The organism is Dyadobacter sp. CY356 (assembly GCF_021440195.1).
In the GTDB taxonomy this organism is placed as follows: domain Bacteria; phylum Bacteroidota; class Bacteroidia; order Cytophagales; family Spirosomataceae; genus Dyadobacter.
This window is the reverse complement of sequence record NZ_JAJTSZ010000001.1, coordinates 855,024-877,815: the sequence shown is the minus strand read 5'-3', so window position 1 is coordinate 877,815 and position 22,792 is coordinate 855,024. Positions and strand designations below refer to the sequence as shown.

19 protein-coding genes are annotated in these 22,792 nt (G+C 42.7%); 6 read left to right on the top strand and 13 right to left on the bottom strand.

Features of this window, described 5'->3' with window-relative positions:
* Position 1 precedes the first annotated feature (1 nt).
* From LXL81_RS03710 to LXL81_RS03685, 6 genes are all read left to right on the top strand, one after another.
* Positions 2–1,264, top strand: coding sequence for a hypothetical protein (locus LXL81_RS03710; protein WP_234645356.1), 1,263 nt, complete (start codon positions 2–4; stop codon positions 1,262–1,264).
* Positions 1,265–1,365: 101 nt separating this feature from the next.
* Complete coding sequence (locus tag LXL81_RS03705) at positions 1,366–2,727, top strand: T9SS type A sorting domain-containing protein (protein ID WP_234645355.1); 1,362 nt, start codon at positions 1,366–1,368, stop codon at positions 2,725–2,727.
* Positions 2,728–3,075: 348 nt separating this feature from the next.
* Complete coding sequence (locus LXL81_RS03700; RefSeq protein ID WP_234645354.1) at positions 3,076–4,383, top strand: OmpA family protein; 1,308 nt, start codon at positions 3,076–3,078, stop codon at positions 4,381–4,383.
* Positions 4,384–4,873: 490 nt separating this feature from the next.
* Complete coding sequence (locus LXL81_RS03695; protein ID WP_234645353.1) at positions 4,874–5,110, top strand: OmpA family protein; 237 nt, start codon at positions 4,874–4,876, stop codon at positions 5,108–5,110.
* Between the two features lie 490 nt (positions 5,111–5,600).
* Positions 5,601–5,837, top strand: a complete 237-nt coding sequence (locus tag LXL81_RS03690; RefSeq protein ID WP_234645353.1) for an OmpA family protein — start codon at positions 5,601–5,603, stop codon at positions 5,835–5,837.
* Positions 5,838–6,327: 490 nt separating this feature from the next.
* On the top strand, positions 6,328–6,564 hold the full coding sequence (locus tag LXL81_RS03685) for an OmpA family protein (protein ID WP_234645352.1): 237 nt from the start codon (positions 6,328–6,330) through the stop codon (positions 6,562–6,564).
* A 154-nt stretch (positions 6,565–6,718) separates the two neighbouring features.
* On the opposite strand, the gene LXL81_RS03680 is transcribed toward LXL81_RS03685, so the two are convergent.
* The 13 genes from LXL81_RS03680 to LXL81_RS03620 form a co-directional block, all read right to left on the bottom strand.
* Entirely contained in the window at positions 6,719–7,579 is an 861-nt protein-coding gene (locus tag LXL81_RS03680; RefSeq protein WP_234645351.1) for a nucleotidyl transferase AbiEii/AbiGii toxin family protein, read from the bottom strand.
* Positions 7,576–8,205 (bottom strand): hypothetical protein, encoded by a 630-nt coding sequence (locus LXL81_RS03675; RefSeq protein ID WP_234645350.1) that lies wholly within the window; start codon positions 8,203–8,205, stop codon positions 7,576–7,578. Before LXL81_RS03675 ends, LXL81_RS03680 begins: the two co-directional genes overlap by 4 nt.
* Before the next feature lie 127 nt (positions 8,206–8,332).
* Positions 8,333–8,647 (bottom strand): hypothetical protein, encoded by a 315-nt coding sequence (locus tag LXL81_RS03670; protein ID WP_234645349.1) that lies wholly within the window; start codon positions 8,645–8,647, stop codon positions 8,333–8,335.
* Between the two features lie 54 nt (positions 8,648–8,701).
* The gene (locus LXL81_RS03665; RefSeq protein ID WP_234645348.1) at positions 8,702–9,055 is read right to left on the bottom strand and encodes a hypothetical protein; all 354 of its coding nucleotides are present in this window, start codon (positions 9,053–9,055) and stop codon (positions 8,702–8,704) included.
* A gap of 191 nt (positions 9,056–9,246) precedes the next feature.
* On the bottom strand, positions 9,247–10,545 hold the full coding sequence (locus tag LXL81_RS03660) for a TolC family protein (RefSeq protein ID WP_234645347.1): 1,299 nt from the start codon (positions 10,543–10,545) through the stop codon (positions 9,247–9,249).
* Between the two features lie 20 nt (positions 10,546–10,565).
* Positions 10,566–12,146: a DHA2 family efflux MFS transporter permease subunit gene (locus tag LXL81_RS03655; protein ID WP_234645346.1), complete on the bottom strand. Its 1,581-nt coding sequence runs from the start codon at positions 12,144–12,146 to the stop codon at positions 10,566–10,568.
* A gap of 22 nt (positions 12,147–12,168) precedes the next feature.
* On the bottom strand, positions 12,169–13,218 hold the full coding sequence (locus LXL81_RS03650; RefSeq protein WP_234645345.1) for an HlyD family secretion protein: 1,050 nt from the start codon (positions 13,216–13,218) through the stop codon (positions 12,169–12,171).
* Between the two features lie 131 nt (positions 13,219–13,349).
* Complete coding sequence (locus LXL81_RS03645; protein ID WP_234645344.1) at positions 13,350–13,802, bottom strand: MarR family winged helix-turn-helix transcriptional regulator; 453 nt, start codon at positions 13,800–13,802, stop codon at positions 13,350–13,352.
* 133 nt (positions 13,803–13,935) lie between these two features.
* A complete protein-coding gene (locus LXL81_RS03640; RefSeq protein WP_234645343.1) occupies positions 13,936–14,853 on the bottom strand; it encodes an AraC family transcriptional regulator in 918 nt (305 codons plus the stop codon).
* Positions 14,854–14,859: 6 nt separating this feature from the next.
* A complete protein-coding gene (locus tag LXL81_RS03635) occupies positions 14,860–15,759 on the bottom strand; it encodes an SDR family oxidoreductase (RefSeq protein ID WP_234645342.1) in 900 nt (299 codons plus the stop codon).
* A gap of 275 nt (positions 15,760–16,034) precedes the next feature.
* Positions 16,035–18,431: a TonB-dependent receptor gene (locus tag LXL81_RS03630; protein WP_234645341.1), complete on the bottom strand. Its 2,397-nt coding sequence runs from the start codon at positions 18,429–18,431 to the stop codon at positions 16,035–16,037.
* 138 nt (positions 18,432–18,569) lie between these two features.
* The gene (locus LXL81_RS03625) at positions 18,570–19,865 is read right to left on the bottom strand and encodes an alginate export family protein (protein WP_234645340.1); all 1,296 of its coding nucleotides are present in this window, start codon (positions 19,863–19,865) and stop codon (positions 18,570–18,572) included.
* A 255-nt stretch (positions 19,866–20,120) separates the two neighbouring features.
* Complete coding sequence (locus LXL81_RS03620; RefSeq protein WP_234645339.1) at positions 20,121–22,685, bottom strand: TonB-dependent receptor; 2,565 nt, start codon at positions 22,683–22,685, stop codon at positions 20,121–20,123.
* Positions 22,686–22,792: the final 107 nt, after the last annotated feature.

Sequence of the window (22,792 nt, the reverse complement as noted above, 5' to 3'; positions counted from 1 at the left end):
AATGAAAAAAAATTATAATACCTCATCCCGTTTGAAGGGATTGAAAAATGCAGCAGCTATGCTGGCTTTGTTTACCGCGGCTTCGGTTGGCTCGGCCATGGCGCAGGAAGGCAGCCAGGGCAATACCACCATTTTCGGCGGTGCGCAAATGACTTTTTTTGGCAACCACACTTTCGCTGCTCCGGCAGGTGGTACACAACCCGGCGTAATCCTGACAGAGCGCGCCACGGCAACGATCAGTTATCTTAATTATTTTGGTAACAACCTTACGGCTACGGGAGTAACGGATGTTAGTTATGTGGATGGTTATGTGCGCAAGTATGGTACAGGCCAGTTTATTTTCCCGGTTGGTGATAATGGTAATGCGGGGCAGTTTGCTGCTTCGGCAGATGGTACGAGCGGGGCTTATTTCTTTGCAGACCCAAGTTCTGCTGTTACTTCAAATCTTTTTACAGGATCAGCTTACCCTGCATTACCCGCAGGCGGGCCGTTTGCTACCACAAGCAAGGGACCAGGTGTAAGCCGCGTAAGCCCGGTTGAGTATTGGGACATCAATGGAACCAATGCCACGCCGATCACCTTAACCTGGGATGCCACAAGTGATATTACCACGCTGACCTCCTCACTGGTTAATCGTCTTTCAATTCTCGGTTGGGACGGGACTCAATGGGTTAAAATCCCATCAGCGGTCGATGTCAATTCCATACTGGACGGAACGCCAAGTGTTCTTACCGCCGGCTCTATCACCACCACAGCCAGTATTGTGCCCAATACTTACACAGCTTATACTTTCGGTGCCGCAGCTCCCGATTTGACACCGATTATCATTTTGCCAAACAATAACTTCTCGGCCAATGGTATCACCAAAAACTTCACAGCGGGTTTGTATGAGTTACTTTCTGTGGCCACCGGAGCAAATGTCCAGTTTTCTGTAACTGTTCCGACAGGTTATTCGATCGCTTTTAATGCAACACAAACTTCGATAACGCCAACAGGATCTGCTATTCCGGTTACTGTAAAAAATGCTGACTGGACGGTGGTAGCAACGGCTCTGGGTGGTCGCAGGCTTACTTTCCAGGCGAAACCGGGAATCACAATAGCGCAGGCCGCCAGTGCAGTATTGGGCTATACAGTTACACGCGTTTCAGCACAACCAAGCAGCACGGCTGTTATAACAGTCAATGTTATTAACGATGCGACTAATTTCAATTACGACAGCGTGGACGGAAATAATATTTACACAAGGATTATCAACGCATTATAAATAAAGTTCGGGCATCTGTTGCAGGTTTATTGTCTCAACAGATGCTTCGATTTCAATTTTTTTACCCAAATAAACTATACAACACAAATCCAAACCAAATTATGAGAACAAAAATTTTATCGGTTCTAATCTTCGTACTGGCAAGTTTTTCTGCCATGGCACAGGATCCTGCGGTTGCAGGCATCAATCCCGACAAATCACCCATCATGGTGAATGAAGTAACCACTATCCAGGCCGACGTTTTAAATGGTAGCTCTGCGGCTATACTTCAAAGTAATAATGCCACCTGGACGATAAATCTTCCTCCCAATGTCGAAGCACAGAATGTAACTTTTGATGATCCGGCAGCGCTTGCATTTTTATCAGTATACATGAGTCCTTATGATCCGGTATCAGGAACAACGATCCAGATTGTAAGTGATAAAGGTAACTTTCCCGGACAAGGTGCGTATATCGCTTATATCTCTGTTATCGGAAGAATTGTCACAACGCCAGGATTTCCTGCTCCAATGAGCATCAACGCAGGTTCTTTGCCACCTGTGGGAACCAATAATTCGGGAAATGATAATGCATCCAGCAGCATTGTGGTGATTGCGGCACTAAACCCTCCTGTGGCAACCGATGACAACGCCGGTACCACCAGTGTCCCTATCGCGATCACCGTATTGACAAACGATACACCGGGTTCAGCTCCGATTGATCCAACAAAAGTAATGTTGATCGATCCGGCTACAAATTCGCCTTCAACCAATGTTACGATTCCGGGAGAAGGAAATTATACTGTCAATACCACTACGGGTGTTGTTACTTTCACACCAGAAGCTGGTTTGACAACACCAAAAACGAGTACGATCAAATACACGATCACGGATACAAACGGACAGACATCCAACCAGGCAACGATTACAGTGAATGCCATTCCGCTTCCTGTAACATTGACGGTGTTTAAAGTGACGAAAGAAGGCAAAATCGCTAGACTGAACTGGGAAACTACGGAAGAAACAAACAGTGATCATTTCGAGATTCAGCACAGTATTTCTGGAAAAGACTGGAACAAAATCGGAACTGTGGATTCTCACGGAGACAGCAAGGTTAGAAATGTTTACAGCTTCACGGACGTTAATCCTGCAACAGGAGAAAACCTGTACCGTCTGAAAATGATTGACAGAGATGCAACTTTCGCTTACAGCCGTATCCAGAGTGTTAAGTTTGATGGCCTGGGTGCTCCTGCTGTGAGTATTTATCCAAATCCATCTGCGGACAGAGTATTCGTTCAGGACATGGATCTTGCACAGGTAAAACAGGTTTCTATACTTGACATGAACGGCCGTGCGCTTTTCAGCAGCAACAAAGTAACTGCTGACGGTATCAATGTAAGCAAGTTCACTCCGGGCACTTACATTCTACATATCAAAAATGTTAACGGTACTGTAAGCAATCATAAAATCGTGATCGCAAAATAGTATTATCTCCCTCCTCATAAGTTTTACAAATACCCTTTTGCATTTTTGCAGAAGGGTATTTTTTTTGGGCGGTCGGCTTTCGGCGATCGGCTATCGGCAGTCAGTGATCGGCCGTCGGCTATCCAAATACACAATTAATGCCGGAAATGAAACGTGAAATTAGTCGAAAGCCAGATTACAAAAAATAATGCAGGGAATAAACCATGAGCCGAAAGCCGATAGCCGACTGCCGATAGCCGACTGCCGACCGCCAACTTGCTATTTCAATCAAATTTTTTCTACTTTGTCTTTGTGACTGCGTGTTAACAAGTTTCATCGACACGTTTTGTGGAATTCTAATGATTTGAAATGAAAAAGTTATTATTGGTATTATTAGTCAGTGCCTCCGTTACACCGGGAAATGCCCAGCTTCTGGACAGACTTCGAAATAAAGTAGAACAAAAAGTTGGTGATAAAATAGACCAGTCGATCGATAAAGCGACGCAGAAAAAGAAACCGAAAGATACGCCGGCAAGCCCGGAAACTTCAACACAGCAGGATAACCCTCAGGAAAGCTCAACCACTTCCGCACCGGCCAATGACACACCGGTGAGCAGCCCGAAGCCAGCCGCAGTCCAGGACATAAATTCATATTCGAGATTTGATTTTATTCCCGGCGAAAAAATCATAGTGCACGAAGATTTTTCCCAGGAATCTATCGGCGATTTCCCGACCAACTGGAATACCCGTTCAAGCGCAGAGCTTGTAACGATCAACAACCGGGAAGGAAAATGGCTCCGTATGGCGCAAACCGGTGTTTTTTATCCCGAATATGTAAGCAGTAACCTGCCTGAAAATTTCACGTTGCAAATGGATTTACTTGCAAACCAGCAAGTGGCAGCCATTGGTCAGTGGATGATAAGTTTTATGCAGACCAAGGAAACGAATGAAAAATTCAAACTTGGAGAAGCCTTGAACACGTCAGAAGTGGCTAATTTCAAGCTTTGCTTCCAGCCTGCGTCATCGGATAAAGGACAAATGTATTATTCAACCAACCTGATTGGAAGCCAGTATAAACACGGTATCCCTGAATTTAATGTTCCCGGTAAACCCTCTGTAAAAATTTCGATATGGCGACAGAAACAGCGTGTCAGGGTATATCTCGACAGTACGAAGATACTTGATATACCACGTGCCCTGGATGCGGACGCCGCTTTAAACTCGCTGGTATTTTCATCCAGCAATCCTGAATATCAGGATAAAGACGGAGCATTTTTTATGGGTAATATACAACTGGCCGTTGGTGCACCAAACCTGCGTAATAAATTGATGACGGAAGGTAAATTCAGCACCAACGGAATTTTGTTTGATGTAAACAGTGACCAGATCAAACCTCAGTCATACGGAAGCTTGCAGGATATCGCCAAACTGTTAAAAGAAAATGCAGCCATAAGACTCACCATCATCGGACATACGGATGCTGACGGCAATGACGACGCAAACCTGGAACTTTCCAAACGCCGGGCCAAAGCCGTAGCACAGGCACTGACAACAACTTTTGGTATTGACTCTTCCCGTTTGGAAACCAACGGAAAAGGAAAATCCGAACCTGTGGACAGCAACGACACAGCGGCCGGAAAGGCAAATAACAGACGGGTTGAGTTTGTGAAATTGTAATTATTTCCGGAATAATAGCACATCCGGTAAAGTACTTTTTAGAGATCCATCTCCTTAGGAGATTCCTGTTTATAGAAAAGAATTACATCCCGAAATCCTTGCTCCATCGGAGCATCCTGGAAATATCAGGAAACTCCGATGGAGTTTGGATTCCTGTGTTTTCATAAACAGGGCTATAAACAGGATGCTCCGATGGAGCGTGGCATACTGAAATGATCTGAATAAATAAGTAAAACTTTGTGTCCTTCTTTTTCAGTTTTCTACCACAAAGCACATGAAGTGAACATAGGGAAATGAAGCGTTGATTGAATGTATTACCAGGATAACCGGAATTCTTCCGATTATCCTGGTAAAATAATACAGAAATTGTTTATTTTCAGATAACAAACAATGGTCATTACAAAATATTAAAAGCCGCTGATTATTTTAATTGATCAGGTCTGCCCGATTCGTAAAAATAACATACTTACGAGCAATCTCCCGGCCATTCGTGGTTCTTACAAGACTCACCATCATCGGACATACGGATGCTGACGGCAGTGACGATGCCAACCTGGAACTTTCCAAACGCCGGGCCAAAGCCGTTGCACAGGCACTGACAACAACTTTCGGGATCGATTCTTCGCGTTTGGAAACCAACGGAAAAGGAAAATCCGAACCTGTGGACAGCAACGACACAGCAGCCGGAAAGGCAAATAACAGACGGGTTGAGTTTGTGAAATTGTAATTATTTTCCGGAATAACAGCACATCCGGTAAAGTAATTTTTAGAGATCCATCTCCTTCGGAGATTCATGTTTATAGAAAAGAATTACATCCCGAAATCCTTGCTCCATCGGAGCATCCTGGAAATATCAGGAAACTCCGATGGAGTTTGGATTCCTGTGTTTTCATAAACAGGGCTATAAACAGGATGCTCCGATGGAGCGTGGCATACTGAAATGATCTGAATAAATAAATAAAACTTTGTGTCCTTCTTTTTCAGTTTTCTACCATAAAGCACATGAAGTGAAGATAGGAAATGAAGCGTAAATTGAATGTTTTTACCAGGATAACCGGAATTTTTCCGATTATCCTGGTAAAATAATACAGAAATTGTTTATTTTTAAATAAGAAACATTGGTCATCGCAAAATATTAAAAGCCGCTGATTATTTTAATTGATCAGGTCTGCCGATCTGTAAAAATCACATACTTACAAGCAATTTCCCGGCCATTCGTGGTTCTTACAAGACTCACCATCATAGGACATACGGATGCTGACGGCAGTGACGATGCCAACCTGGAACTTTCCAAACGCCGGGCCAAAGCCGTAGCACAGGCACTGACAACAACTTTCGGGATCGATTCTTCGCGTTTGGAAACCAACGGAAAAGGAAAATCCGAACCTGTGGACAGCAACGATACAGCAGCCGGAAAGGCAAATAACAGACGGGTTGAGTTTGTGAAATTGTAATTTTTTCCGGAATAACAGCACATCCGGTAAAGTACTTTTTAGAGATCCATCTCCTAAGGACATTCCTGTTTATAGAAAATAATTACATCCAGAAATCCTTGCTCCATAGGAGCATCCTGGAAATATCAGGAAACTCCGATGGAGTTTGGATTCCTGTGTTTTCATAAACAGGGCTATAAACAGGATGCTCCGATGGAGCGTGGCATAGTGAAATGATCTAACTAAATAAGGGGAGTTTTGTGTTCTTCCTGTTCAGTTTTCTACCACAAAGCGCATGAAGTAAACAGAGGGAAATGAAGCGTTAATTGAATGTTTTTACCAGGATAATCGGGAGTTTTCCGATTATCCTGGTAAAATAATATAGAAATTGTTTATTTTTAAATAAGAAACAATGGTCATCGCAAAATATTAAAAGCCGCTGATTATTTTAATTGATCAGGTCTGCCGATCTGTAAAAATCACATACTTACAAGCAATTTCCCGCCCATTCGTGGTTCTGACAAGGCTCACCATCATAGGACATACGGATGCTGACGCCAATGACGACGCAAACCTGGAACTTTCCAAACGCCGGGCCAAAGCCGTAGCACAGGCACTGACAACAACTTTTGGGATCGATTCTTCGCGTTTGGAAACCAACGGAAAAGGAAAATCCGAACCTGTGGACAGCAACGATACAGCAGCCGGAAAGGCAAATAACAGACGGGTTGAGTTTGTGAAATTGTAATTGTTTTCTGCGGGTTACTAACTGAGCACATGAAGTTTTAAACCAGGAGTACAAAGATTTTATAACATCAAAAACGGTTTTCAGTTATTCGTGACATCGTTAAGGCAACTGCAAACTTTATGTTTCTTTTTATAAAACTTCGTGTGCATTTTGGTTAGGTATTACCTGTCGTTTTTATTTGGGATATCAAATCAAGAAAATAATCAGGAGACCAGATATCCAAAACACGGGGATCTGGTATAAAACGTATAACATCCGCTCTGATTCTCTCGAAATTAACCGACCTGATCCTGCTTTGAAGCAATTCTTTAAAATGTGGCTCACTCATATTTTCTTCCGCCCAATCACCGCTGTCAATCGCTCTTTGAATAAAATGAGTCATATTAACTGAAACTCCCTTTCTAATATACCATTCCAGGTCATACCAATCCCGCCCTTTGACATTGTTTTTCCATTTTCGAAAAAGTAGTGCGTGCATTTTGCCAGCGAATGAATCGGATAAAACAAAACATTTTACATAAAAGGAGAAAGGTTTTATAAGTAACTTTTCCTCCGTCTCAAATCCCTGTGGCGGGAGAGTATCCACTTCAAGTTTTATTTTTATATTGGCAGTTTGCCGTAGACCTTGCTGCGGCAAGATTTCCTCTAATACCAATTCTTTCCAAATTGTTTCTGATTTCAAAAATGCTGAATCTATATTAGTATCGATCAATTTGTGTTTTTCCTTTACAGAAACATGCATACCCAAAGATTCAAATTCATCAACCAAGGCACTAAGATATTTTTCAAGTGAAAATTCAGGATCTGGTTTTAGTAAAGAAAAATCAAGATCCTCAGAGAAACGGTCGAGCCCATAAAATATTCTAAGCGCAGTACCGCCATAGAAAGCCGCCTTTTCAAAAAAGCCTGAGCGATACAGTCCAGCGAGTGCCACTTCCTGCATAATTTCTCTGAGTGCCTGCGTTGCCTGCTCACGGTTGGCGGGTTTATATGAATCAAGCCAGTCTTTTATCATAGTTCCTTTATCATTTTAATCATTGTGGCCAAACTGTCTTTTTTCGGACTAAGGGCCAACCAATGCTCCATCATATCGGTATCAAGTTCTTTCAACAGGCTTTCATCCATTCGTAAATCTTCTATAACATAAGTAGCAGCCGAAATTACACTTCTCAGGATCACACCAGATGTAGTAACTATCTTGTCAAAAACAGCCTTTTCGGGCCTGGCCATTAGCACAGTCTGCCCCTCACCCAGCGTTTCGTTTGTGATGCCCAAACTGTAATAAGGCAAGCCAAGATGCTGGTAAGTAAAACGTCCGAGAGATGTGTCAAAACGCCTGGACGACTTGATCGTTGCCGATGAAACTTCATATACCTGTTCCGGAATGAAGCCATAAAAAGATAATGCACTTTCAAATGATACATAACTCGGCCCAACGATATGATTGGCTACTAAAAAACGTTCAGGCACCTTTGTTAGTGAACTAAAATACAGTCCTTTCTTAATAGAAGTAAGACTGCCATTAGCAATCAGCTCATTAATTTTATCATTTGGCCTTTTATATTCTGTAAGCAAAGACATTAACAACTGATGAGACAGCGGCTGACCGGAATATTGTTGTATGTCTTTAAAAAAATTCATGTATAAATTTAGTAAGATAATCGGAAAAATTCCGATTATCTTACTAAATTTATACATGAAATATTTATTTTTAACTGATAGATAACAAACAACGGTCATCACAAAATATTAAAAGCCGCTGATTATTTTAATCGATAAGGTCTCTCCGATCTGTAAATATCACATACTTACAAGCAATTTCCCGGCCATTCGTGGTTCTGACCAGATAGGTATCCGGATCCGTTTTTATCAAATCCTCCAAAAATTCATCTGTGTAAACCGGACTGAATTCAGAGACTGCAACTTTGAGATAATCAGCTAATGCCTGTTCTTTTACATCATTTTCGGCGCGAGTGTCAGTTTTTAAAATACAGCAGTGTAGATTGGATGCACCTGCCTCCAAAACTGCAAACAAGCCAGCGGCCCCCGCACCAATAATGCATATATCCGTTGTAATGACCATGACAGCTTTTTAAAACGTTGACTTTATTCCATGACAATTGACGTAGACTTTACCCTATTGAAATGGCATATAACAGGAATCCGAGCCCTGCTTATTTCCCTGCAAAAACAGTGTTTGTCTGCTTCCGGAAGCGTCGCTGTTAACTTTTTTAATTTCCCTGATGAATTCGAACGGAATTACGATTGAAAATGAATCATCAGCATTTCCCCAGTCCAGCATCATTCTGCAACGCAGGTTATCTTCATACAAACTCAGATCTTTAATGGAATTTCTGTTCAGATAAACAGGTTCATAACCATACATTTGCTGGCCAAAGAACAGATAACGCGCATAAATAATGTAATGATTGGAAACATTTTCAAGATCAGCAATGATCTGATAGATAATGGTATGCAGGTATAAATCCATATTCATTTTGTTTGAGATGATCAACAGTTTACCTTTCAAACTTCATCTAAAAAACTGAATCAGGCAGCACGTTCTGTTGAAGATATTTTCCTCTGACCCACTGCCTGAATGCACTACACAACTTACTTCTGCAACTAACTAATCAATAAACTATCCAAACAATAACTTTGGAAGAAATCCGGTATTATACTTTACCAGTAGACCAAACCTTCCAGCCTGGCAAGTTCCAGACTTGCCAGGCACAACTGATACTGATATTGAAGCCGGGTCAATTCTGCTCTTTGCACATTGGTACTGGCGTTGGTCAGTTCAAGATTTGTCCCTGTTCCGTTACGAAACCGGCTCTGGGCGAACTTCTGCGCTTCTTTTGCTTCATTGATCTGTTCAAGCGCATTAACCAGACTTGATTTATTGCTTTGAATATCTGTTAGCGCCTGGACAATATCCCTGCTGAACGTATTGTCAAGACTTTGCTGTGCGAGTTTTGTCTGAAGCAACTGGCCTTGTGAAAGACTGACCTGTTTTTTAATACGTCCACCCTGATAAATCGGGATATTGAGCGTGATCCCAGCCTGATAATTATACCGGAACTTGTTGATGTCGGGCACATAACCATTGGCAAAACCGGTTCCGGCATTGAGCACCAGCGAAGGTTTCCCCTGTATCTGGCTCATTTTCAGTTCGGCTTCGGCCATGGCAATTTTATCTTTCAAAAGTTGGTATTCCACGTTTCCGGTTTTGGCACTTTCCAGAATACCGGCAGCATCAGAGCGATCAGAAACGGCTGGAAAATTGAAGTCGGTACTTTCTTTGCTCACCTGAACACCGGTTGCATACTGCATTAAGTTATACTGCTTGCTGAGCGTATTCTGAAGATCAATTTTCCGGTTATTTTCCTGATCAATACTGGACTGTATCGAAAGCACATCGTATTTCAGCGCGTCTCCATTTTTTAATTTAATCTCGGAATCACGTTTATTAAACTGTAAAAAGCTGATCACGCTGTCCTGAATGGCAATCGCACTTTTCAGGTAAGCAATCTGATAGTAAATATTGGCAACCTGAAATGCCATCTGGTTTTTGCTGTGCTGCGCATTGTCCTTCGCGTATTGCAGACCTGCCTTTGCCCTTTCAACACCCGTTTTTACAACACCAAAATCCCAAAGCGTATAACTTCCGTTGACCATGGTTTTATAATTATTGTTGGGCATTATGCTCAGCTTGGTCACCTGATCGCCAATTGGAAGGGATATTTCTGAAACCGGATGCAGGTATGTGTAAGAACCCGTTGCCCCTACCGTTGGCAGACCGGCCGCCCTGGCCAGGTCAATCCGCTGATTCTCCACCACAATCGCCTGATCCAGTTCTTTGAAAGCAGGAAAATAAGTGAATGACTGATTGATCAATATTTTAAGATCAGAAGGCACCTGCTGCGCATGAAGCTGTACGGTGCTAAAACCTATTAGAAGGATGAAAATGAAACGTTTCATGATAGATAAATAATTTTGAATTAATGGGCGGCCGCGGCAACCCTGGCTCTTGTTTCTGCATCCATATCCTGATTGCTCAGCATCAGCATAAAGGGAAGCGTGCAGATAAAAAATACGGAGATCAGCAGAAAACCATCCAGATAAGCCTGCATCTGAGCCTGGCTTGATACGATATAATCAAGGTTGCTGACAGCGGCTTGTTTTGCGGCTATCGGGTTTATGCCCTTAGCCATCATCCCATGTGTTATACTTTCCAGGCGGCTGTTCATCAGCGGATTATTTCCCTGAAGATTCGATACCAGATCATTTCTGTGCGTGGCAAAACGGTTGGTGGAATAGGTGTTCATGATGGCTATGCCAAAAGCACCGCCCAGTGAACGGAACATGTTGTTGAGTGATATTCCATAAGGCATATCCCTGGGCTCCAGACCCACAACAGCCTGACTGAGAAGCGGAACGGTCAAAAATCCTGTTCCCAATCCACGGCAAACCTGTGTCAGTGTAAACCACCATTTCCCGGCCTCGGCTGTGGCCAGCGATGATGTGTAACCATGCAGAATGAAAAGGATAAATCCGGCGCAGACAAAATAGATCGGTTTGATACCTTTTCCCAGACCGGCCCCAATGAACGGCATGGCAAAAATAGTGATCAGCGCACCGGGGATCATTGAGATTCCGGCTTCGGTTGGCGTGTATCCCATCACGCGCTGCACCATAACCGGGAACAAATAAACGGACCCGAAAAGCCCGAATCCGCAAACAAAAGTCAGTATGTTACTTCCGATCAGGTTGATGCTTTTCATTACCCTGAGATTGATCGCCGGGTTTTTGGTGTGCAGTTCCCAGTAAATAAACAGCGCAATACCAACCACAGCGGCGGCAGTCAGATAACGGATTGTCTCATCCTGAAACCAGTCTTCGGACTGTCCTTTTTCGAGCACATACTGCAAGGCTCCTACGCCAACCGTCAGCGAAATAATCCCTGTATAATCAACTGGAATAGCTTTTCTGTTGATGTTATATTCATCTGGTTGTCTGTCCACAAATTTCCACGTAAGCAGTGCGGCGGCAATACCGATCGGAATGTTGATATCAAAAATCAACGCCCAGTGATAATTATCTACAATATAACCACCCAGCACCGGACCAATGGTTGGCCCCATCACGATCCCCATTCCGAAAATCCCGCCGGCAATACCTTTTTCTTCCGGTTTGAATTGTTCGAAAAGAATACCCTGAGATACAGAAAGCAACGCTCCCCCACCCAGTCCCTGGACAAAACGCCAGAGAACCAGCATCCACAGAGACGACGATGTGCCGCATAAATAAGAGGCGATCGTAAAAATGATAATTGACGCGAGATAATAATTTTTCCTGCCGAAATACTGGCTTAAAAAGCCTGTAAGCGGGATAATGATCACATTCGCAATGGCATAGGCTGTTACTACCCAGGATGCATCTTCCAGCGTGGCACCGAGTGTTCCACTGATATTATTCAGGGCAACATTGATAATGGAAGTATCAATCAGCTCCATAATGGCCGCTGAAATCGTGGTGATCACGATAATGATCTTGACAAATTTATTCTTTTGACTGGCCATAATCTGAGGCTGTGCGCAGCAGCTATTTAACTTTCACATCCACCTCCACACTCAACCCTGCTTTTAATAGACCTGTTAAGGCTTCCGGATGATCAATTTCTATGGTAACCGGCACACGCTGTGTTACTTTCACAAAATTACCAGTGGAATTATCTGGTGGTAAAAGAGAAAACTTAGCGCCGGTTGCATCACTGAAACCGGAAATTCTACCCGAAACTTCCTGATTTGGATAGCCGTCGACTTCGATTTTTACCGGCTGCCCTACTTTCATATGTTCCAGCTGGGTTTCTTTAAAATTGGCTACAATCCAGTATTTATCACTGCTGACCAGACTAAAAAGCTGCTGGCCGCCTTGAACAAATTGGCCCGGTTTCAAATTTGTTTTTCCAAGCTTACCGGTCGATGGCGCAATGATCCTTGTATAACTTAAATCCAGCTTTGCTCTTTCCAATGCTGTTTCTTTGGCAGCGATTGTTGCCTTTGCACGTTGTATCTGCGCATTTGCAGTACCTGTTTGCACGCCTGCCTGCTGCACTCTGGTTTTACTGGAGGCCAACAGAGATACGGCGGTTTTGTAAGCCGACTGACTGTTTTCCAGCTGTCTTAATGTAATAGAGCCATCCTTATAAAGTGCTTCATCACGCGCCATATCCCGCTTCGCCTTGTCCAGACCAACCTCTTCCACACTCACACCAGCGGCAGCCACAGTGCGGTTTGACCCAATAGTCGGTAGTTGCGATTCCGCGGCAGCCAGATCTGCCTGTGCTGACAAAAGATCTGCCTGCGCTTGCTGGACAGCCAGCACAAAGTCACGATCGTCGATAACAGCAAGGGTGTCACCTTTTTTTACCGTTTGATAGTCCAGTAAGGTAAAATCTCTAACGTACCCCGATATACGACTAATAACCGGAACTGAATTGGTCTCAATTTGTGCGTTGTCTGTACTCTCAAAATGGAGTGCGTGATCAACCTTATTATATGTAAAATAAATTGCACCAATCGCAACCGCTGCCACGATCAGGGTTTTGGAAGCCTTGCCAGCAACACTCTGTTGTTTTTCTTCTGTTTCCATGAAAATGAATAAGTAAACTTAGTTTACAAATGTAGTATACCAAGTTTACTTTTCAAAGAAAAATAGTAAAATAAGTTTACTATTTTTTCAGGCAGTTTTTTTGAGCGTTATTGAATAAAAAAAGACCAGGTTTATTTTGTTCCTGATTTCGCCTCCTCGTGGTAACGTGTGATGGTCAGCAGCACATCAATTGCAGATTCATAACTTTCGTCTCCTGTTACTTTGCGATATTCTTCAACAAGGCTGTCCGCCGATTCTTTCACCTTCGCGCTGATCTCCTTACCTTTTGCAGTAAGAAATATTCTTTCGGAGCGCGCATCCAGCGGATCCTTTTCACTTGCTATTAATTTAAGGGCGAAGAGCTCTTTAATGATCTTGCTGGCAGCCATTTTGGTAATTTTCAATTCACGCGCCACTTCATTATTTGAAACGCCCTCCGTTCCAATACACATAAAAACAGGAATATACCCCATTTTGAAACCTGGTATATATTGGGTAATTACATTTTCACCCCACTCATCCGTCAACCTTTTCAATATGTAAATGACTTTGAAAAGGAATCTTGTATTGATATGATTTTCCATCTGGTATAGTTTATTGTCAATTGCAAAACAAACATATAGTAAATTAAGTTTACTATTATCTTATTTGTAAAACTAAGTATATGTTTGCAATTTTCAATTTTGCTGCCAGATATGAAAGTAATGATCAGGCATTTCAATTAAATGACTGCCTGAATTCCACGGGCGACAGATCGGTTTTGTTTTTGAACAACTTACTGAATGACTGAGAATGTTCAAATCCCAGTGCGTATGCAATTTCACTGACAGACATATCCGTTGTCGTTAATTTTTCTTTTGCCAGCTCAATCAGTTTGTTATGCAGGTGCTGCTGTGCATTCTGACCAGTAAGCACCTTTAACATACTGCTTAAATAATTGGGGGATATATTTAAAACTTCTGCGATGTAACCAACCGTTGGCAATCCGTTTTGTATCAGATTGTCACTTCTAAAATATTCATCAAGGATATCTTCAAGCCGGTTAAGTATCTGATGATTTGCAATTTTTCTGGTAATAAACTGGCGCTGGTAAAAACGGTCGGCATAGGTTAGCAGTAATTCCAGTTGAGCAAGAATGACCGTCTGGCTAAACTGGTCGATATTGGCGTGATATTCCTGCTCCATATTTTGAACAATACCGTTGATCAGGATTTCTTCTTTTTCAGAAAGAAAGAGTGCTTCATTGACTGAATAACTGAAATACTCATATTGCCTGATTGCTTTGGCCAATGGCGTGTTCCACAAAAAGTCAGGATGGATGAGCAGCATCCAGCCCGATTGATTTACCGGTTCATCTTTCTCAAAAGTGAGTTTAACCAGCTGACCCGGCGACATAAAAAACATAACTCCCTCATCGAAATCATACGAACTCTGGCCGTATTTCACTTTATAATTAATATTCCGCTTCAAGGCAATGGAATAAAAATCTTTGATCGACTGAAATTCTTCTACCCCAAGTTCATTCATCAATTCCACATTGATGACGCTGATCAGAGGATGTTCCGGTTTGGGCAATCCTCTATACTTGTGAAATTCAGCAATGGTTTTAAATCGATGCGGTAGTATGTTTGACATGATCGTTTATAGTTTGAAATAATCGCCTGTATCAAGATCTTCAATCAAGGTTTGCTGATCCGGATTCCAGCCCAACGCTGTCTGCGTCTGACGCGCGCTTGCCGCACAGTCCATACCGGCAAAATGTGAAAACCAGCTAAAATGCTCAGCCGCTTCTTCCGCTGTTTTGCTCACGGCCGGCATATGCAACCCCTTACCAATGGCCTCTGCAATATCGCGGAAAGCTATACCTTCTTCCGCCACGGCATGATAACGAACAAGTCCCGCAGGAGCTTGTTCAAGTGCCAGTCTGTATAATTTTGCAGCATCCAGCCGATGCACCGCCGGCCAGCTGTTTGATCCTTCTTCTTTATATACTGAAATACCTTTTTCTCGTGCCATACCAATTAGTACGGGAACAAATCCATGATCCCCCGCACCATGCACCGTTGGCGGCAAACGTACTATTGAAACGCGTACACCCGTTTCAGATATTTCAGTAGCAGCCATTTCCGAAGCAATTCTTGGGTTGGGACCTGATGCATCTGGTATATCCGCTTCTGTTGCCGCCCGGTCAGGAACCCTCAATATTCCAATTCCGGAGGTGATGATCAATGGGCGGTCAGAACCGGCCAGTTCTGCACCCAATGCAGTAATGGCACGTCTGTCAATTTCACAACATTCCTTGAATCTGGTAAAATCATGAACAAAGCCGGTATGGATCACGCCATCCGAAGCAGCAGCACCACTTCTTAAACTGTCAATATCTTCAAGGTTACCATATTGAACCTCTGCCCCGGCAGCAATAAGCGACCTTGCATTTTCCTCTGAACGGGCCAGCCCTAAAACCTGATGGCCGGCACTAATTAATTCCTGGACTACCGCGGAGCCTACAAAACCTGTTGCTCCTGTTACAAAGACACGCATACAATTTGATTTTTAATATTTGATGCTACAAATTTCAATAAACGTGCAGTAACCCATGTAGTCAAATCCATGCATGTTGTAGTCAAAGTAACGATAGATAGCAAATAGCTTAAAGTAACAGAATCCGGAAGTAGATTGCATTAATGTACCGCGTCTTTTGCGCGGCAAGCACCTTTCTTTATGAATAACAAGTTACTTAATATTCCCGGAACGTCAAAGCCCGGAACTATGCCCGGGCTCTGGTATTCAGGGTAAAGATATTTATCGATACATTTTCAAAACTTGAATGTAATATTTCCCGTCACTTTCAAAGGATTTTGAGCAGCCAGACGATACGACCAGTATTTTTCATTGGTCAGGTTATCTGCTTTTAACCCTATCCTGAATTTTGGTTTGTCAAAGAAGACTGAGGCATCTAAAACGGTGTAAGAAGGAATCGTGAATGAGAAAGTTTTGGTATTGCTCTGAAAAGATTCACTTCCATAAATCCCTCCAAAACCAACGCCTAATCCTTTGGCCGCTCCTTTTACAAGTCGGTAGCTAACCCACAAATTCGCCATACGCGGAGGTCCGGCTGTCGTAGGGCGATATCCCTGTATGCTCTCATTGGCTTTCGTATACTTACTATCGTTATATGTAAAACCGGCAACAATATTTAATCCGGGAGCAGGATTGGCAATTACTTCCGCCTCAAAACCTTTGCTGAGCTGCGTGCCGTCCTGGATCGAAAAATTCACATGATCAGGATCGTCACGCGTTACATTGGTTACAGAAATATCGTAATAACTGAACGTTGCGGTAATAAAATTATAGTCAAGTTTCACCCCTCCTTCAATCTGGTTCGCCTGATTTGGTTTGAAAGTGTTACCTGAGAAATCAGATCCGCTCACATTGTTAAAGCCATTCATATAATTACCAAAAATGGAAATTCTGTCTTTTACCACCTGATAAACAACACCCAGTTTTGGCGACAGCGCAGTTTGTTTAAACGCTCCGGCAGTAGAATCCATGCCGGGATAGTAGGTACCAAGATTGGAATAACGATCGATACGAAGACTTGCCATGGCCAGCAAACGGTCAGTAATATTTAATACATCTGAGACGTAAGCACTGTAAGTTCTTTCATTGGTAGAAACAAAATTTGTCAAAGCAGCAGAACTTAACAGCGGGGTTACCCTGGTTAAATTGAAGTTGTTGTAAGCATTACCTGGTTTTTTAAAATTGATTGCAGGCATATTGACAGAAGCATCATTTCTGGTAGCACGCAAACTGTATACATCAATACCGGCCACAACACGGTTTCTGAGCGGTCCTAAATGAAAATCTCCGATAAAATTTTGTTGAAAATCCGTTCCGTAATACGGATAATCCTGATTGGTAACCGTTTGGCGTAAGGTTGAATCGCTCAGAATGGTCAGTCCAACCACATTCCCGTCAGCCGATGATCTGGTTCTGGAAACGATTGTCTGGGAAGTCCAGGCTGGTGATAATTTATACTTGATCTGCCCGAAAACATTATATTGCTGTCCTGCATAATTGATTGTATTATTAGCAAAAGACAATTTATAGGGCATTCCCAATTCGGTAACACTTCTTGCCTTTCCTTTTGTTGAAGGCGTCACGCGCATAGGAGAAGTGGATTTATAACCACTGAATTCAACATCCAGAAGTAAGGTAAGCCGGTCATTGACAGCATAGGAAAAGCTGGGGGCGATCAGGAAGTTCCGGGCAAACCCGGCATCCTGGAAACTCCTTTCACTATGCAGCGCCGTGTTCACACGAAGCAAAGCTGATTTGTCTTCATTAAGCGGCGTGTTGATGTCAACGGTCAGCCGGTTCAAATCCCAGCTTCCGGCAGAAAAAGAAACTTCGCCTTTGAAAACATCAAAAGGCTTTTTGGTGACCCGGTTAAATAAACCGCCAAAAGATGATAAGGTACTTCCAAACAAAGTTGCCGATGGCCCTTTTATGACTTCAACCCGTTCAAGGTTAGCCGGGTCAATGGTGGAATAAGTAAAACTTCCGACACCATTCCGGACCAACTGCGGCGTTGCAAAACCACGTGATATGGAAGTTGTCCTTCCCTGGTTTCTGACTTCTGCAATACCTGCCCCGGGCACGTTTTTGAAAGCACTGTTGTAATCCGTGACAATCTGCTCTTTCATCAATTCTTTACTGACCACACTATAAACCTGCGGATTTTCCATATTGGAAATCGGCATTTTTGAAACGTCGTCACTTTCCTTTTTGGCAAACCGATTTCCACCGCTGCTGATAATGACTTCATCCAGTTTTCGTGATGAGAAATCAAGCTGAACCATCAGATCCGCGTGCGGTTTTTCGTCGGTGAGGATAGCCTCCGCCGTTGAGGTCTCATATCCGACCATCGAAAACTCCACGGTATAAGTGCCGGTTGGCAGATTTTTGAATTCAAAACTACCGTGCGTATTGGCTACGGTGCCTTTTGTCGTGTTTTTTAGTTTGACGGAAATACCCTGGGCTGGTGCGCCGTCTGTGGTGGTAACTATTCCTTTGATCTGCCCACTCTGATGTGATTGAGCATTTGTTGAAATACTAAAAACCACTGCAAATAATGTTAACAAAAACGGGACAGCAAGATTTTTAAAACACAATTCAACTGTAAATTTTCTAGTAAGAGAGTGAACATTCATAAAACCTAAAGGTAAAATCATAAAACCGGATTAATCTGCGTCTAATTATTTAGACTAATTACAAACTAAACACAAATAAAAATGATTTCCCAATTGCTGGTCATTTAAATCTTTCGGATTTGTTTCGTTTAGGATTCGTCAGACAGGATATTTCCATTTTCGATAGAACAATTTTGGCGTGTAAGATATCATCAGATAACTCCAAACGGGGGTTTTTGAAGCGTCCGGTACTTTCTTGTATACCTCCATCCGTTTGTCGGAGGGTGTGTAGGAAAAGCCATAGATGACCTCTAACCGGTTGAATGGTCTATAATTTAAGGAAAGGTCATTTTCAAAACCAAGGTATTTTCCCTGTAAATCTTTTCCTGATTCTTTAAGCTGATGCTGCGAGTAGAAAAGATGGAAATCAGCACGCAATGACAGTTTTTTGTTCATCTGAAATATAGCAAACAGATAAGGATTTATAAGGCCTTTGTCATTCACGTCGGCTGGAAAGCGGGTGAAAAGATTCATGTTTCCCATAAATTTCCAGGCAACACCGTAGAGCGGCACGAAGGAATTAGTTACATCGTCAGGCACATTTCCCTTATTTCCACTCAGGATTTCGGCACCAAGTCGCAATGTGGTTTTATCGATTTTGGTACTTATCTCCGGCTGGATGTAGTAGGCTCGGATATTTTTTGATGTGGCATTGCGGCCATACTGATAATAAGCATTTACAGTTGCATAAATTCCCGCCTGGGTATAGTCCAGTCGACCGCCGTTAGTAACTCGTGGATAGTAGTGGCCGCTCCTATTCGTTTTTTCGAAAACATCCATGGCGTTGATCGTTGTTAAATCAAGCTGCTTATTTATTTTATATTTAAGATGATGAACGACAAGAAACTTGTACTGATGAGAAGCTACCGGTGAAAATGCCGCGTCAAAATGTTTACTGTATGGTCTGGTAAAAGCCAGTGTAAGATCGGTTGTTACTTTGTTTTTGTAAAACAGCCTAATTCCTTCATGCGCCCGGCTTTGCTGGCTCCAAGGTGCCGCAGAAAACAGCCTGCCATTATCCAGGGAAAGTGCCTGCCGGCCTATTCTTACGGCAAAACGGTTGCTGATATATGGTTCAATATATAATTCAAAAGCATTGATATTGCCCACGCGCGAAGTTCTTCCGTCCTTCCCCCAGACATGGATTTCCTGCGGAGAAACATGAAATTTAAATTTAGGTCCAAGGTAAGTGACAGAGACCCGATTTCGCTGCGTTGCAAAAAGCTCAGGCATGGTGGAATCTGCCGGCACGAGCATAAAATTATTCCTGAATTCAACTCTTGGTCTTATTTCAAAATCGACAATCAACTCCCTGGACACCGTGTCAGCTGACTGAGAAAATGACGAAAAATTCCCTAAACCCAGGAATAAGAATAATATAAAAAGGTAGCGCACGTAGAAGTTGTAATTTATACGATCAGGTTTAAGTTTTTCAATCAAATGTATTCAAATTCTGATGTGCATTTTTAACAAACAGCATTTAGTCGTTTGATTAGCCTCACAAAGATATTAGTAAAGGCTTATAATTATTTGAGCGAACGATTCATCAACCTTAAAAAAACGACGACAGTAGCAAACCAGGGTCTGTTACTGTCGTTGTTTTATTCTTCATACGTTCACTTACGATTTACTATGAATTGATTCCGGAGATCAGTATGTAAATCTAACCGTTACTCCATAGGTGCGCTGGTCGCCCACGATACCGGCATATTGTCCGTAACTTCCCGGAGCTGCCAACAATTGTTCGTAATAGTTTTTGTTGAAAATATTTCTTCCCCATACATAAATGGAAAGTCCGTTGGAAGCTCTGAAACCAAGACGTGCATTGGTAAGACCATAACCGCCAATGTTCAGATATTGCGATGGAGATGGGCTTGATGAGAATTCGGACCGTAAGAATTCATCAACCGCAAAAAAGTAGTTGCCCTTCAAACTGATTAATGATCCTTTTACCACAACTTCACCACCCACCGAGCCAGACCATTTTGAGATACCGGGCAGTCTTCCGCCTGAAACATCCTTAAAGGCCTGCGCTCCTCCTACTTCTTCCAGAGGCACAGGTGCATTGGCAAAACGTACATATTTACCATCCGTATAAGCCACGGCAGCATTAAAAGTAAAATGTTTCAAGCGAATGTTTCCATCCAATTCTGCTCCCTGCACACGTACTTTTTCTGCATTGGCCAGATATCCACGGTTCACACCAGGCTCCGGCGTTTGTACCTGTGTCTGATAATCCTTGATATCCGAACGGTAAACGGTCAGGTTTAATACCGAATTAGCCGAAGGTTTTGTTTTGATACCAAATTCTTTGTGATCCACATATTCAGGTTTCACTTTCGCAAGGTCGATCAGATTCTGACCATTTGCAGTTGGCAAACCACCTACATTTACTCCAATTGGCTTATAACCAATAGAATAAGTTGCATAAGCATTTAAATTGGTACTGGCTTTATATTGTAGAGAAAGCTGTCCTGAGAAATTTCCTTCCGAGTAATCTGTGTTAAAAGCCTGGTTGGTATACACTCCGTTTTTCAAGGCGATTAAAGCAGGATCAGTTGTTTGCAAACCACCGTAAGTTTCTCTTTTGTAATCCACCACTTTTTTATCGTAGTTATAGCGGATACCTGGCAAAACGTGCAATTTATCAGTCACCACCCAGTCGGCCTGTGCGAAAACGGCCAAACTTGTACTTTTGATACGGTTTGTAGTGCGTATACCAAAATTGTCAAATAGCCCAGGCGTTTTCCAAAGTGCACTGGTTGAACTTTGTGCAAAACGCCATTGTGCCGAACCAGCTTCTTCGGTTTGAACAGGATCGGATTTAAGATCTTGCCATAAACCAAAAACACCAACCACACCGCTCAGTTTGGGAGAGATTTTTCCTGAATAACGAATTTCCTGCGACCATTGATCATGCGCCGAATTACCCGAAGAAATTGTAAATACCGGCAATCCGATATAATCCCTGTCGTTCAGAGGCGTCCATTTCCAGAAACGCCAGGCAGAAGTACTTGTCAATGTTCCTTTTCCAAGTTTTATGTCCGCATTAACCGAAACACCACCCAACCGGTTATCAGCTTTTGAAGGCGTGTCCAGATCCACTTTACGTTCAAAGGCACTTTTGTAAGGTAATGTATATCCCAGATCAGCAATTATGGCGTTGAATTGTCGGTATGCAGCTCTTTTTGTTGTAACAACACCAGCAACCGGCCAACCGTAACCATTTGGTTTTTGATCCGAAACGTCCCCGATCACCGTGATATTGACGTTTTCACTTGGTGTGTATAATATTTGACCTCTTACACCAATGTTGTTGATATCATTGATCGGCAACTGTGTATGAAGATTAAAAAATGTCCCGTTACGCTGTGTCCCTGTGAAGGAAACGCGGGCCGCCAGTTTTTTGCTAATCGGTCCGGTAAGCGATGCCTTGGCCTGAATAAAACCTAAATTGCCATAACTTACTTCAACATTTGCTCCGGGCGTAAAAGTTGGAGCACGGGTTGTAATATTAAAGGCTCCCGCCGTTGTGTTTTTCCCAAAAAGTGTTCCCTGAGGCCCCCGAAGTACTTCAACCCGCTCAATATCAATAAAATCCAGTGCCGTAGCAGCAGGACGGGCATAATAAACGCCATCCACATAAAAACCAACACCAGGGTCAACCCCGTCGTTGGTCAAGCCAAAAGTGGAACCTAAGCCACGAATATTAAGGGTAGTATTTCTTGCGTTGGATGCATATAGCTGCACTGTTGGTACCAGCTCTTTCAAACGGTTTACGTTAAATGCACCGGCATCTTCCGCTCTTGTTCCGCTAATCACCGAAATTGGAATAGGAACTTCCTGAGCAGATTCCTGACGACGGCGGGAGGAAATTACGACGTCATCAAGCTGGGTATTATTCAGATCAAGTCTGATTTCAGTACCGCTCCCGCTAATTAAAACTTCCTTTTTCACATAACCTACATAGGAAACGATAAGTGTAAATGGAATTTTCTGGGCTGTGATCAAACTAAATTCTCCGTTTGAATCGGTCACAGATCCGTTGGTGGTACCCTTAATAGTTACTGTTGCGCCAATCAGTGCTTCGCTGGTTTTGGCGTCCAGTACTTTTCCTGAAATGGTTGCATTGTTGGTCTGATTGTCTTGTGCTGATGAAAACAGCGGAAATAAAATGGCACCTAAAAAAAAGGTTATTTTTAAAATTTGTTTCATGCTTATTGAATTATTGATATTAATTTTAGAGTGGTGACAGATTAAAATATTCCTTTATAAGCCGCTATACACCTTTTCAGACGGCGAAATCCTTTTATAACAGATCA